The organism is Stenotrophomonas maltophilia, from assembly GCF_013464915.1.
Classification (GTDB): Bacteria; Pseudomonadota; Gammaproteobacteria; order Xanthomonadales; family Xanthomonadaceae; genus Stenotrophomonas; species Stenotrophomonas maltophilia_AT.
Genome location: NZ_RAVT01000027.1, coordinates 51,594 through 63,523, shown reverse-complemented (window position 1 = coordinate 63,523; position 11,930 = coordinate 51,594). Strand labels below are relative to the sequence as shown.

General features: G+C 68.0%; 12 protein-coding genes. 11 read left to right on the top strand and 1 reads right to left on the bottom strand.

What is annotated here, in order from left to right:
- The first annotated feature begins 9 nt into the window (after positions 1 to 9).
- Positions 10 to 1,425 carry a diguanylate cyclase gene (locus tag D7T59_RS10240; RefSeq protein ID WP_180852197.1) on the top strand — a complete coding sequence of 472 codons (1,416 nt, stop codon included), beginning with the start codon at positions 10 to 12 and terminating at the stop codon, positions 1,423 to 1,425.
- 111 nt (positions 1,426 to 1,536) lie between these two features.
- Here the strand turns inward: D7T59_RS10240 and D7T59_RS10235 are convergent, their stop codons facing one another.
- Positions 1,537 to 2,742: an MFS transporter gene (locus D7T59_RS10235; RefSeq protein WP_407070868.1), complete on the bottom strand. Its 1,206-nt coding sequence runs from the start codon at positions 2,740 to 2,742 to the stop codon at positions 1,537 to 1,539.
- 90 nt (positions 2,743 to 2,832) lie between these two features.
- Between D7T59_RS10235 and D7T59_RS10230 the strand changes: the two genes are divergently transcribed.
- The 10 genes from D7T59_RS10230 to D7T59_RS10185 all read left to right on the top strand — a co-directional run bounded on the left by D7T59_RS10230 (position 2,833) and on the right by D7T59_RS10185 (position 11,907).
- Positions 2,833 to 3,282, top strand: coding sequence for a winged helix-turn-helix transcriptional regulator (locus D7T59_RS10230; RefSeq protein WP_180852193.1), 450 nt, complete (start codon positions 2,833 to 2,835; stop codon positions 3,280 to 3,282).
- Between the two features lie 73 nt (positions 3,283 to 3,355).
- The gene (locus D7T59_RS10225) at positions 3,356 to 4,477 is read left to right on the top strand and encodes a metallophosphoesterase (RefSeq protein ID WP_180852192.1); all 1,122 of its coding nucleotides are present in this window, start codon (positions 3,356 to 3,358) and stop codon (positions 4,475 to 4,477) included.
- A 133-nt stretch (positions 4,478 to 4,610) separates the two neighbouring features.
- On the top strand, positions 4,611 to 5,294 hold the full coding sequence (locus tag D7T59_RS10220) for a response regulator (RefSeq protein WP_008265770.1): 684 nt from the start codon (positions 4,611 to 4,613) through the stop codon (positions 5,292 to 5,294).
- A complete protein-coding gene (locus tag D7T59_RS10215) occupies positions 5,291 to 6,670 on the top strand; it encodes a sensor histidine kinase (RefSeq protein WP_164136815.1) in 1,380 nt (459 codons plus the stop codon). The genes D7T59_RS10220 and D7T59_RS10215 overlap by 4 nt, the downstream gene beginning before the upstream one ends.
- A gap of 79 nt (positions 6,671 to 6,749) precedes the next feature.
- Positions 6,750 to 7,586 (top strand): alpha/beta hydrolase, encoded by an 837-nt coding sequence (locus tag D7T59_RS10210; RefSeq protein WP_164136816.1) that lies wholly within the window; start codon positions 6,750 to 6,752, stop codon positions 7,584 to 7,586.
- Position 7,587: 1 nt separating this feature from the next.
- A complete protein-coding gene (locus D7T59_RS10205) occupies positions 7,588 to 7,947 on the top strand; it encodes an EamA family transporter (protein ID WP_006425769.1) in 360 nt (119 codons plus the stop codon).
- Complete coding sequence (locus D7T59_RS10200; RefSeq protein WP_049429588.1) at positions 7,944 to 8,342, top strand: DMT family transporter; 399 nt, start codon at positions 7,944 to 7,946, stop codon at positions 8,340 to 8,342. The genes D7T59_RS10205 and D7T59_RS10200 overlap by 4 nt, the downstream gene beginning before the upstream one ends.
- 10 nt (positions 8,343 to 8,352) lie before the next feature.
- Positions 8,353 to 9,555 (top strand): DegT/DnrJ/EryC1/StrS family aminotransferase, encoded by a 1,203-nt coding sequence (locus tag D7T59_RS10195; RefSeq protein WP_180852190.1) that lies wholly within the window; start codon positions 8,353 to 8,355, stop codon positions 9,553 to 9,555.
- A gap of 174 nt (positions 9,556 to 9,729) precedes the next feature.
- The gene (locus D7T59_RS10190) at positions 9,730 to 10,443 is read left to right on the top strand and encodes an MtnX-like HAD-IB family phosphatase (protein ID WP_164136818.1); all 714 of its coding nucleotides are present in this window, start codon (positions 9,730 to 9,732) and stop codon (positions 10,441 to 10,443) included.
- A gap of 63 nt (positions 10,444 to 10,506) precedes the next feature.
- Positions 10,507 to 11,907, top strand: a complete 1,401-nt coding sequence (locus tag D7T59_RS10185; protein WP_180852188.1) for an aspartate aminotransferase family protein — start codon at positions 10,507 to 10,509, stop codon at positions 11,905 to 11,907.
- Positions 11,908 to 11,930: the final 23 nt, after the last annotated feature.

Sequence of the window (11,930 nt, the reverse complement as noted above, 5' to 3'; positions counted from 1 at the left end):
GAGATCGACGTGGAACCACCCCAACTGGACGATGCCAGCCAGCCGCTGGCCGAGGCCTGGCAGCAGTGCCTGCAACAGGCCGGCCCGGCCGCCACCGCGCTGTTGCGCGCCGCTGCCACCGATACCCCACCCGCGCTGGCCCAGCGCTTCTACGAAGTGCTGCTGCAGGATGGCCGTGCACGCCGCTTCCTGTCCCACGAGCAGGTCAAGCAGCGCCTGCAACCGGCCATGCAGCGCTGGCTGGTGCAGTTGCTGACCACCGACGCCGCTGGCGTCGCCACCACCGTGGCCTCGCAGCGGGTGATCGGCGACGTGCATGCGCGGGTTGGCATTCCGGTCGATCTGGTCACCCGCGGCGCACGCGTGCTCAAGCACGAACTGTTCATGCGCCTGCGCGACGATGCGCCGGACAGCGCCACCGCCTTCGCCGCCATCGACTGCCTCAGTGCGGTCATGGACATCGCCATGGAAGGCATGACCCTGGCCTACACCCATGCGCGCGAACGCTCCACCCGTGCCGATGCGGCCTACCGGTTGTTCTCGCTGGTGCAGAACGTCAGCACCGAACGCGAGCGCCAGCGCGCCCTGCTGCTGGATTGGGAGAACGCCCTGCTCTACGCCCTGGCCGGCCACGTGCAGGGCAGCGATAGTGCCAGCCTGGCCACCTCCGAGTTCGGCCTGTGGTTCACCCACAAGGGCATCCCCAGCTTCGGCGAGAGCAGCGAAACGCAGCAGGTGGGCCAGTTGATGGCCCGCATCGACGGGCACCTGCAGCGCGCGAGCGGCGATGCCCCGGCGCAGCGGCTGGCAGTACTGCCGGCCATCCGCGAGGACCTGGCCGCCATCCGTACCCTGATGACGCTGCTGTTCGAACGCATCGGCGAACTCGATGCCGGCAGCGATGCCCTGACCAACCTGCTCAACCGCCGCTTCCTGCCCACCGTGCTGCGCCGGGAAATCGAACTGGCCACCCGCAACCGCACGCCGTTCTCGCTGCTGCTGCTCGACCTGGATCACTTCAAGGCGATCAACGACGGCCACGGCCACGATGCAGGCGACCGCGCGTTGCAGCACGTGGCCGGCCTGCTGGGGCAGCTCACACGCGGCAGTGATTACCTGTTCCGCTATGGCGGTGAGGAGTTCGTGGTGGTGCTGATTGCGGCCAGCGAATCACAGGCCGAGGTGATTGCCGAAAGCCTGCGCAGGCAGATCGCGCAATCGCCGGTGACGCTGGCCAACGGGCAGATACTGGAACTGACCGCCAGCATCGGTGTGGCCGGTCACGATGGTCACCCGGACTACGAGCGGCTGATGGCACGTGCCGACGCCGCGATGTACGAGGCCAAGCGCAGCGGCCGCAACCGCGTGGTGGTGGCCAGCGAGGCATTGCAGGAGGCCCCGGGACGGCGGGCATTGCAGCGCTGAACCGGCGGAAATGAAAATCCCGGGGGCGGTAGAGTCGACTGTCAGTCGACTATCGCGCGCAGCGCGGTTTCTTTGCAAACTGACGGAAGAGCAGTCGACTAACAGTCGACTCTACCGACAACCGGCGCTACCGCTTCGCACCGCAGCCGATGCATTGAACGCCGCCATCCGCCACGCCCCCCACCACAGCACTGCCAACAGCGCGATGCCTGCGCCCAGCAGGCAGACCGCCGACCATCCATGACGGGCCTGCATCCAGGGCCCGGCAGCCGCACCGGCACCACTGCCCACCGCATAGAACAGCATGTACAGCGCCACCAGGCGTCCATGCTGTTCACCGGGCGCACGTAGCAGCAGCGCCTGGTTGGCGACGTGCAGTGCCTGCCCACCCAGGTCGAGCACGATCACGCCCAGCAGCAGCAACGACAGCGACTGCGGCAGGCCCAGAAGCGGCCACCACGCGGCCAGCATCAGCAGCAACGCGCCAAGACTGACCCGATCGGCCCAACCGCGGTCCATCCAGTGCCCGACCCGCGCCGCCATCAATGCGCCAACTACGCCGGCCAGGCCCAGTGCACCGATGGCCGCAGTGGACCACTGCAGCGGAGGCGCCGACAACGGCAGCGGCGCCGCCGCCCAGAACACGTTGAGGCCAGCAAACAGCAGCAACGCCAGCGGCCCACGCTCGCGCAGCGTACGGTTCCGGCGCAGCATGCCCAGCATCGAACACAGCAGTTCGCGCCAGCGCGGTCGTACCACCGGTACCGGCACCGCCGGCAGGCGCCGCCACAGCAGCACGGCCAAGGCCGCCATCACCGCTGCCGACAGCAGATAGACCGCCCGCCAGCCGATGGTGGCCGCGACCGCGCCCGATACCACGCGCGCCAGCAACAGGCCGATGAACACACCGCCCTGCACCACGCCCACCACGCGGCCGCGCTGCTCCGGCGGCGCCAGCGTGGCGGTATAGGCGATCAGCCCCTGGGTCAGCGCGGTTCCCAGCAGGCCGGCCAGCAGCATGCCCGACAACAGCCATGCCGCAGTACGGGCAGCCGCCAGCCACAGCAGGCCCAGCACCAGTGCCATCAGCTGCAACCGCAGCAGGCGACGCCGGTCACCGCGATCGGCCAACGGCAGCAGGCCGAGCAGCGCCAGCACACTGCCGGCCTGGGTAGCGGCCAGTACCGCGCCCGCCACCGCGCGATCCAGCGCGAACGCTTGTGCCAGCTGGTCAAGCAGCGGTTGCGCGTAATAGACGTTGGCAACGCTGGCGCCGGCCGCGACCGCGAGCAGGGCCAGCAGTGGGCGGGAAATCATTGGAACATTCATGATGTAGTTGCAAATTGAAACTTGATGCAGGCTAGCGATATTGGTTTTAAACTGCAACCACATTCGGAGATGCCCGCCATGCACGCTGACAGCCCCTGCCCCGTCGCCCGCAGCGCCGACCTGCTCGGCGACCGCTGGGCATTGCTGGTCATTCGCGATGCCTTCGATGGCATCACCCGCTTTGGCGACTTCCAGCGCAGCCTGGGCGCTGCGCGCAACATCCTCAGCGATCGCCTGCGCAGGCTGGTCGAGGCCGGCATCCTGCAGCTGCAGCCGGCCTCCGATGGTTCGGCCTACCAGGAATACGTGCTCACCCACGCCGGCCAGGAACTGTTCCCGCTGCTGGTCGCGCTGCGCCAGTGGGGAGAACGCCATCGCTTCGGCGCCGGTGAAGCCCATTCGCAGCTGCTCGAATCCAGCACGCGGCGGCCGTTGCCCTACATGCAACCGCGTGGCCGCGACGGTCAGCCCCTGCAGGCCGCCGCGACCCGCGTACGCAAACTCAAGGACGATGGGCGCGGCGCCTGATCCGCCAATTCGCGCACACCACGGCACGGCCATGCCGGGTAGCATCGGGCCTTTCCGCCGCTGGATGCCGCCGATGCCGCGCTATCGCCCCTTCCTCTCGACCGCCCTGCTGCTGGTGGCCTGCGCCACGGGAACCCTGCAGGCCCGCGAGGTCGCCGCACCGGCCGCCCATGTAGAGGCCGATGGCCCCTATGTGTTCCGCCAGGGCAACCAGCTGCAGGCCAAGTGGATCTGCGCCGACAAGGTCGAGTCGCACGCGCTGGCCATTGGCGCAGCAGGCACCGATGTCGCCTCGCGCTGCGGCTACGAGCACACCGTGCATGTGGCCGCGCCGAATGCACCCTCGATTTCCGTGCTGCCGGCCGTGCCACGCATCGTCGCGCTGTCCGACATCCACGGCCAGTACGGGCTGCTGGTGCGGCTGCTGCGCGCCAACCAGGTCATCGATGCACAGGATCGCTGGGCGCTGGGCAAGGACACCCTGGTCATCGCCGGCGATGTGTTCGACCGTGGCCCGCAGGTGACCGAGGCCTTCTGGCTGCTGTACGGCCTGCAGCAGCAGGCGGCCGCCGCCGGTGGCGCAGTGCACTTCGTGCTCGGCAACCACGAAACCATGGTGCTGTACGACGACCTGCGCTACGTCAACCCGAAGTACCTGCGCAGCGCCCAGCTGCTCGGTCGCAGCTACCCGCAGCTGTACGGTCCCGATTCGGTGATCGGCCAGTGGCTGCGCACCCGCCCGGTACTGCTGAAGATCGGTGACACCCTGTTCCTGCACGGTGGCATCTCGCCCGAAGCCGTCGAGCTGGCGCTGGACCCGGCACGCACCAACGCGGCTTACCAGGCCTCGCTGGGCCTGCCCAAGGCCGAGGTGAAGGCCGACCCGGCCACCGCGCCGCTGTATGACGGCAAGACCAGCCCGATCTGGTACCGCGGCTACTTCGATGGCCGCCTCGACACCGCTGGGGTGCAGAACGTGCTCGACCGCCTGCAACTGACCCGCATCGTGGTCGGCCACACCTCGATGCCGCACGTCAGCAGCTTCCATGGCGACCGCGTGATCGCCATCGACAGCAGCATCAAGAACGGCGAGAACGGCGAACTGCTGTTCATCGAGGATGGCAGACTCAGCCGCGGCCTGCTGGACGGTTCGCGGGTGCCGCTGGCGCAGGGCGAGCCCGGCCTGCAGGACTGAATGGACGGACAGCGCGACCGCGCCCGACGGCGTTGCCGCGCTCCACCTTCACCCGGTTTGCGGCTACCCTCGGCAGCCGAGAGGCCCACCCCGTCCATCCGGTGGGCCTGACCGTTACAGGAGCCCCCCGCGCATGCGCGTTCTGATTGCTGAAGACGACCCGGACATCGCCTCCGGCCTGTGCGCCTCGCTGCGCCGGCAGGGGCACGTGGTCGACCACGTCGACAATGGCGCGCACGCCGACGCTGCCCTGGGCTCGACCCAGTACGCACTGCTGGTGCTGGACCTGGGCCTGCCGCAGCTGGATGGCCGCGACGTGCTGCAGCGCCTGCGCCAGCGCGGTGATGGCCTGGCGGTGCTGGTGGTGACCGCCCGCGACGGCCTGGCCGAACGCGTACGCGTGCTCGACCTGGGTGCCGACGACTACCTGGTCAAGCCGTTCGCGCTGGACGAATTCGAAGCACGCGTGCGTGCCCAGCTGCGCCGGGTCACCAGCAATGGCAACCCGGACCTGCGCATCGGCCGCCTGCGCCTGGACCTGGCCGGGCATCGGGTGTGGATCGACGACCAGTCGCTGGAACTGACCGCGCGCGAATTCGGCCTGCTGTCGGCACTGGCGGTACGCGCCGAGCGCATCGTATCGCGCGCGCAGCTGGTGGAAGCGCTGTGCGACTGGGGCCAGGACCTGACCGACAATGGCCTGGACATCGCCCTGCACCGCCTGCGCCGCAAGCTGCAGCCCGGCGGCATGGGCATCCGCACCGTGCGCGGGCTGGGCTACATGCTGGAAGACGCGCAGGACGACAGCGCCCCGTGATCAGTGGACCGCCCAGCCTGCGCCGGCGCCTGCTCGCCTTCCTGGCGCTGCCGATGCTGGGCCTGCTCACCTTCAACACGCTCCTGGCCTATTACGTTGCGCTGGACTATTCCAACCGCATCCACGACCGCAACCTGATCGACGACACCCACTCGTTCGCGCAGATGCTGAGCACCATGCCGGTGACCAGCGACCTGTCACCACAGGCGCGTTTCCTGATCGAGTACGACCCCGACGGCCATCGCTATTTCAACGTCGACAGCAGCCGCAAGGGCACCCTCAGCGGCAATGCAGACTTCAGCCCGTACGCCCCCTCGCAGGACTGCACCGGCGTGCATCCGGCGCTGTACGACGGCACCCTCAACGGCCAGCAGGTACGCATGGCCACGGTCTGCACGCAGGCGATGAACGATCCGCAGGACCAGCTGGCAGTGACTGTGGCCGAGAGCATGGCCGACCGCCGCCAGCGCGCACGCGAGATCCTGATGATCATCATTCCGCTGATGACCATGCTGGCGCTGGGCACCGCCGCGCTGGTCTGGTTCGGCGTGACCTACGGCCTGCGCATCCTGACCCCGCTGAGGACCCGCCTGGCGCAGCGCCGCGGCGAACTGGCGCCGATTTCCGATGCCGACGTACCGGAGGAGATCCAGCCGCTGATCAGCACCATCGACGATCTGTTCGCGCGCCAGGCGGAAATGATCACCCTGCAGAACCGCTTCATCGCCGACGCTGCGCACCAGCTGCGCTCGCCATTGGCCGGAATGGCCCTGCATGTGGACCAGGCGCTGGCACATGGCGATCCGGATACGGTGCGCGAGGCCCTGCAGCACATCCGCCGGCTCAATCAGCGCACCGCGCGGGTCAGCACCCAGCTGCTGGCGCTGAGCCGGGCGCAGACCGTGCCGGAAACGGTCGAAGCGTTGGATCTGGGCGTTCTGGTACCGCAGTGGGTCGGCATGCGGGTGCCGGAAGCGATCCGTGATGGCATCGACCTCGGCTACCGTGGCAGCCCCCAGCCGCTGCGCGTGCTGGGCAACGGTGCGATGCTGCAGGAGGCACTGGACAACCTGATCGACAACGCCCTGCGCTATGCCGGACGTGATGCCACCGTCACGGTCGGCGTGCACGCACTGGACGACAATGATGTGGAACTGTACGTGGAAGACAACGGCCCCGGCGTCCCGGAAGACGTGATGCCGCGCCTCGGCGAGCGCTTCTTCCGTGCCCCTGGCACCACCGCCAGCGGCACCGGGCTGGGCCTGGCCATCGCGCACGAGGCGGTGGAGCACTTCGGCGGTCGCCTGAGCTTCCTCAACCGCCCGGGTGGCGGGCTCAAGGTCGCCATCACGCTGCCGCTGCTGAAGGCCCCCTGACCCGGCCCGGGGCGCTGAAAGGCTGGCGAAAATCGCGCTTGCGATCCTGCCATCCCCACTGCCGTCCCGGAGCCGCCAGGTGACCGAATCGCACGACTTCTTCCTCCCCGGTGGCCCACAGGGCGTGCTGCTGGTCCATGGCCTGACCGGCACCCCGGCGGAAATGCGCATGCTGGGCAAGGGCCTGAACAATGCAGGCTTCACGGTGCACGGCGTGCAGCTGCCCGGCCATTGCGGCACCGTGGATGACCTGCTGGCGACCACCTGGGAACAGTGGTACCAGGGCGTGGAAGATGCGGCGGCGAACCTGCGCGGCAAGGTCGACCAGCTGTTCGTCGGTGGCCTGTCGATGGGCGCGGTACTTTCGCTGGCCCTGGCGGCACGTCGCCCCGAATGGGTGTCCGGCGTGGGCGTATACGGCGCCACGTTCCGCTACGACGGCTGGAACATTCCCGCCGTGGCCCGCTTCTCGTTCCTCCTGCCGTGGTTCAAGCGCTTCAACATCGGCCGCGACCGCATGTTCATGGAAGAGCCGCCGTATGGCCTGCGCGACGAGCGCCTGCGTGCGCAGGTGAGCGCCGCCATGCTGTCCGGCGACAGCGCCGCCGCTGGCCTGCCGGGCAACCCCTGGCATGCGCTGGCCGAGATGCGTGCGCTCAGCCACTGGACCCGCCGCCACCTGCACCAGGTCACCGCGCCGTGCCTGGTGATGCATGCCCGCGAGGACGACGTGGCCAGCATGGGCAACGCCGAACTTGTGATGTCGCGGGTCAGCGGCCCGAAGGAGCTGGTGGTACTGGAAGACAGCTACCACATGATCACCATCGACCGCGAACGCCGCGACGTGATCCGCCGCAGCGCACGCTTCTTCACCGAGATCGGTGAGCGTACGGGTGTGCTCAAGGCGGTGGCCTGAGATGGGGGCACTTGCCACGCTGCTGTGGCTGGCCAACGTGGTGCTCGATACCGGTGGCCAGCTTGCCTTCAAGGCCGCCGCCAGCGACCCGCAGGACGGCGAAGGCCTGCAGCGCTGGAAACACATGCTCAGCCGGCCCTGGCTGTGGATCGGCATCGCCTGCTACGTGCTTGAGTTCGTCGCCTGGATCGCCTTCCTGTCGCTGGTGCCGCTGTCCAAGGGCGTGCTGCTGGGCTCGATCAACATCGTCGCGCTGATGATCGCCGGCCGCTTCCTGTTCCGCGAGAAGCTCACCCCGCTGCGGGTAACCGGCATGCTGCTGGTCACCGCCGGCGTGGCCGTGGTGGGAGCCGGCTCATGAGGCGCCTGTATGTGATCGGCTTCCCGCTGCTGATGGCCTTCGACACGCTGGCCCAGCTGTGCTTCAAGTACGCCGGCGATGCCGCACTGCCGGTCGAGGCCAACACGGCATGGCTGCTGCGCGTGCTGTCGCAGCCGTGGGTGTACGGCGCCATCCTGGGCTACGTGGGTGCATTCTTCACCTGGATGAGCCTGCTGCGCCATGCGCCGATCGGCCCTGCATTTGCCGCATCGCACCTGGAAGTGATCAGCGTGCTGCTGCTGTCGGCGTGGCTGTTGAACGAGCCGCTGACCCTGCATCACCTGGTCGGCGCGGTGCTGATCGTGGCCGGCATCGTCTGCCTGGGGCGCGCCGAAGCGGACGATCCGCACAGCCCTGCCGAAAGCACCGCATGAGCGCGTTGCGATGAGCCTGTTCGCACGCGAGCTGCCGCCCACCGCCGGCCTGCCGATGCAGGCCAGCGACTTTCTTCCTGGCGGTGGCGACCTGCGCGCGATCCTGGCCAGCCAGCTCGGCACACCGCCGCTGCAGTTGACCTGTTCCGGCACGCACGCGCTGCTGATCGCCCTGCGGACGCTGCGCAAGCGCGCACCCCAGCGCGACACCGTGATCCTGCCGGCCTATACCTGCCCGCTGGTGCCGATCGCGGTGCACAGCCTGGGCCTGCGCGTGCAGCTGTGCGATACCCGTCATGGCCACTTCGACTTTGATCCTGGTCAGCTCAAGCGGCTGACCGATGCACGCACGCTGGCGATACTGCCCACCCACCTGGGTGGTCGCATCGCCGATGTCGAGCTGGCCTGCGAGGTTGCGCGCGGCGCCGGCGCCTGGGTGATCGAGGATGCCGCGCAGGCGCTCGGCGCACGCGTTGGCAACACCAGTGTCGGCCTGCGCGGCGATATCGGGTTCTTCAGCCTGGCCGCCGGCAAGGGCCTGAGCCTGCATGAGGGCGGCCTGCTGGTCAGCCGCGATGACGAACTGCGTGCCGCGCTGGCCGGACATGCCGTCCAGCACGTTCGCTCCAGCCTGCGCTGGGAGCTGCTGCGCAGCGTGCAGCTGCTCGGTCTTGCGGCCTGCTACCGTCCTTCACTGCTGTCGCTGGTGTACGGCAATCCGCTGCGCAGCGCGCTGCAGCGTGGCGACCTGGAAGAAGCGGTCGGTGACATTTTCCCGCTGGAGATTCCGCAGCACCGGGTCAGCCCGTGGCGGCAGAACATCGGTGCCCATGCCGCGCGGCGCCTGCCTGCCTTCCTGCAGGCCGGGCGCCTGCGTGCATTGCAGCTGCGCGTGCAGCTGGCCCAGCTGCCGGCGGTGGACGTGGTCGATGGGCTGGCCGGTACCGGCGGCACCTGGCCGATGCTGATGCTGCTGCTGCCCAGCCAGCGAGCCCGCGATGCCGTGCTGAAAGACCTGTGGCCACGCGGCCTCGGCGCCAGCCGCATGTTCATCCATGCCCTGCCCGACTACGCGTACCTGCGCGGCATCGTGCCGGCCGCCGACGTGCCCAACGCACGCGACTTCGCTGCACGCATGCTGACCCTGGGCAACAGCGCCTGGCAGACCCGTGAAGACACGGCCGAGATCCTGCAGGTCCTGGCCCGCGCCTGACCCGCAGGTGCGCGCCTGGCCTGCGCTCCGCGCATTCATCCATGCACCTTCCTGAACGCTTTCCCAGCCCGTCAATAGAGCCTTTCAACAGGAAAGGAACGAGAAAGGCGGCCTGCCTACATTGAGCCTGCCCCGGCATCGCGCCGGACGTTTCTTTCATCGACGGACCTGCCCATGCGCTGGAGCATCCTGTGTGACTTCGACGGCACCATCAGCCTCGAAGATGTCATCGACTCGCTGCTGGAGAAGTACGGCCAGCCGGGCTGGCAGGAACTGGAAGAGCAGTGGAAGTCGGGAAAGATCGGCTCGCGTGAATGCATGCAGGGCCAGGTGCGGCTGCTGAAGCTGGACCCGGCCACGCTCGACGCCCACCTGGACCAGGTGCAGATCGATCCGGGCTTCGTCGCCTTTGTCAGCCGCGCCGAACAACTGGGCCTGCCGCTGCGCATCGTCAGCGACGGCCTGGACTATGCGATCCACCGCATCCTCGCCAACCACGGCCTGTCGCGGCTGCCGGTGGTGGCCAACCACCTGCGCTGGTGCGAAGACCACTGGGAACTGGAATCGCCCTACCAGGCCGAAGGTTGCCGCAGCGGCACCTGCAAGTGCACCTGCGCTGCGCAGGCGCGCGCCAACGAAGCACCGCGCGTGCTGATGATCGGCGATGGCAGCTCGGATTTCTGCGTCTCCGAAGATGCCGACTTCGTGTTCGCCAAGCGCCGCCTGATCACCCATTGCACGAAGGCCGGCATCGAGCACGCCGCCATCGACACCTTCCACGATGCAGTCGCGCTGCTGCCGCGCCTGCTCGATGGCAGCCTGCTGCAGCCACGTCATTTCGACGCCAGCCCGCAGCCCATCGTACTGCCCCTGCTGGCCACCGCCTGAGCCCTCCCTTCCAGACCCGCTCCCCGTTGCCCCTTTTGAACGTCCTTCACGGAACCGAACTGCATGAACATTTTTGACAAGAACGCCGACGCCGCTGCCTCCGATGCGCAGCTGCTGGCCGACGAAGCCCGCTACAGCTCCTTCGGCGACACCGTCCACTACGTCGACCCGCCGAAGATCTTCAAGCGTGGCGAAGGCAGCTACATGTTCGACGGTGCGGGCGTGCCCTACCTCGACCTGCAGATGTGGTACTCGGCCTGCAACTTCGGCTACAGCAACAAGCGCCTGAACGATGCGCTGAAGGACCAGATCGACACCCTGCCGCAGGTCGCCAGCCAGTACCTGCACCCGACCCGCGTGCAGCTGGCCAAGACCATTGCCGTGGACATGCACGAGAAGTTCGGCCTCGACGGCCGCGTGCACTTCAACGTCGGCGGTGCGCAGGCCATCGAGGACTCGCTGAAGATCGTCCGCAACGCGCGTGGCGGCAAGAGCCTGATGTTCGCCTTCGAGGGCGGTTACCACGGCCGTACCCTGGGCGCCTCGTCCATCACCTCCAGCTACCGCTACCGCCGCCGCTACGGCCACTTCGGCGAGCGCGCGATGTTCATCCCGTTCCCGTACCCGTTCCGTCGCCCGAAGGGCATGACCCCGGACGAGTATTCCGACCACTGCGTCTGGCAGTTCGAGCGCCTGTTCGAGAGCGAGTACAACGGCGTGTGGGATCCCAAGGTCGGCCAGGCCGAGTACGCCGCGTTCTACGTCGAGCCGATCCAGGGCACCGGCGGCTACGTCATCCCGCCGCGCAACTTCTTCACCGGCCTCAAGCGCGTGCTGGACAAGTACGGCATTCTGATGGTGGTCGATGAAATCCAGATGGGCTTCTGGCGCACCGGCAAGCTGTGGTCGATCGAGCACTTCGGTGTGACCCCGGACGTTCTGGTGTTCGGCAAGGCGCTGACCAACGGCCTGAACCCGCTGTCGGGCCTGTGGGCGCGCGAAGAACTGATCAACCCGACCGTGTTCCCGCCGGGCTCCACCCACTCCACCTTCAACTCCAACCCGCTGGGCACCCGCCTGGGCCTGGAAGTGCTGAAGCTGGGCAAGGAAATGGATTACGAGCGCACCGTGCCGGAAAAGGGCGCGTACTTCCTCGACGGCCTGCGTGGCCTGCAGAAGCGCCATCCGGAAATCGGCGACGTCGACGGCCTGGGCCTGGCCCTGCGCGCGGAAATCTGCCAGACCGACGGCTACACCCCGAACAAGGAACTGCTGGACCGCATGGTCGACATCGGCCTGGCCGGTGACCTGCTGCACGACGGCAAGCGCATGGGCCTCGTGCTCGACGTGGGTGGCTGGTACAAGAACGTGATCACCTTCGCGCCGTCGCTGGACATCAGCTACGAAGAGATCGACCTGGCGATCACCCTGCTCGACCAGGCGCTGACCAAGGCCAAGGGCTGAGGTTGGATGCACTGCCGGTTCCC

Excerpts from the sequence above, each read along its gene's own strand:
- D7T59_RS10235 (WP_407070868.1), bottom strand. The coding sequence starts at position 2,742 with ATGATTTCCCGCCCACTGCTGGCCCTGCTCGCGGTCGCGGCCGGCGCC.
- D7T59_RS10230 (WP_180852193.1), top strand. The coding sequence starts at position 2,833 with ATGCACGCTGACAGCCCCTGCCCCGTCGCCCGCAGCGCCGACCTGCTC.
- D7T59_RS10225 (WP_180852192.1), top strand. The coding sequence starts at position 3,356 with ATGCCGCGCTATCGCCCCTTCCTCTCGACCGCCCTGCTGCTGGTGGCC.
- D7T59_RS10220 (WP_008265770.1), top strand. The coding sequence starts at position 4,611 with ATGCGCGTTCTGATTGCTGAAGACGACCCGGACATCGCCTCCGGCCTG.
- D7T59_RS10205 (WP_006425769.1), top strand. The coding sequence starts at position 7,588 with ATGGGGGCACTTGCCACGCTGCTGTGGCTGGCCAACGTGGTGCTCGAT.
- D7T59_RS10200 (WP_049429588.1), top strand. The coding sequence starts at position 7,944 with ATGAGGCGCCTGTATGTGATCGGCTTCCCGCTGCTGATGGCCTTCGAC.
- D7T59_RS10195 (WP_180852190.1), top strand. The coding sequence starts at position 8,353 with ATGAGCCTGTTCGCACGCGAGCTGCCGCCCACCGCCGGCCTGCCGATG.
- D7T59_RS10190 (WP_164136818.1), top strand. The coding sequence starts at position 9,730 with ATGCGCTGGAGCATCCTGTGTGACTTCGACGGCACCATCAGCCTCGAA.
- D7T59_RS10185 (WP_180852188.1), top strand. The coding sequence starts at position 10,507 with ATGAACATTTTTGACAAGAACGCCGACGCCGCTGCCTCCGATGCGCAG.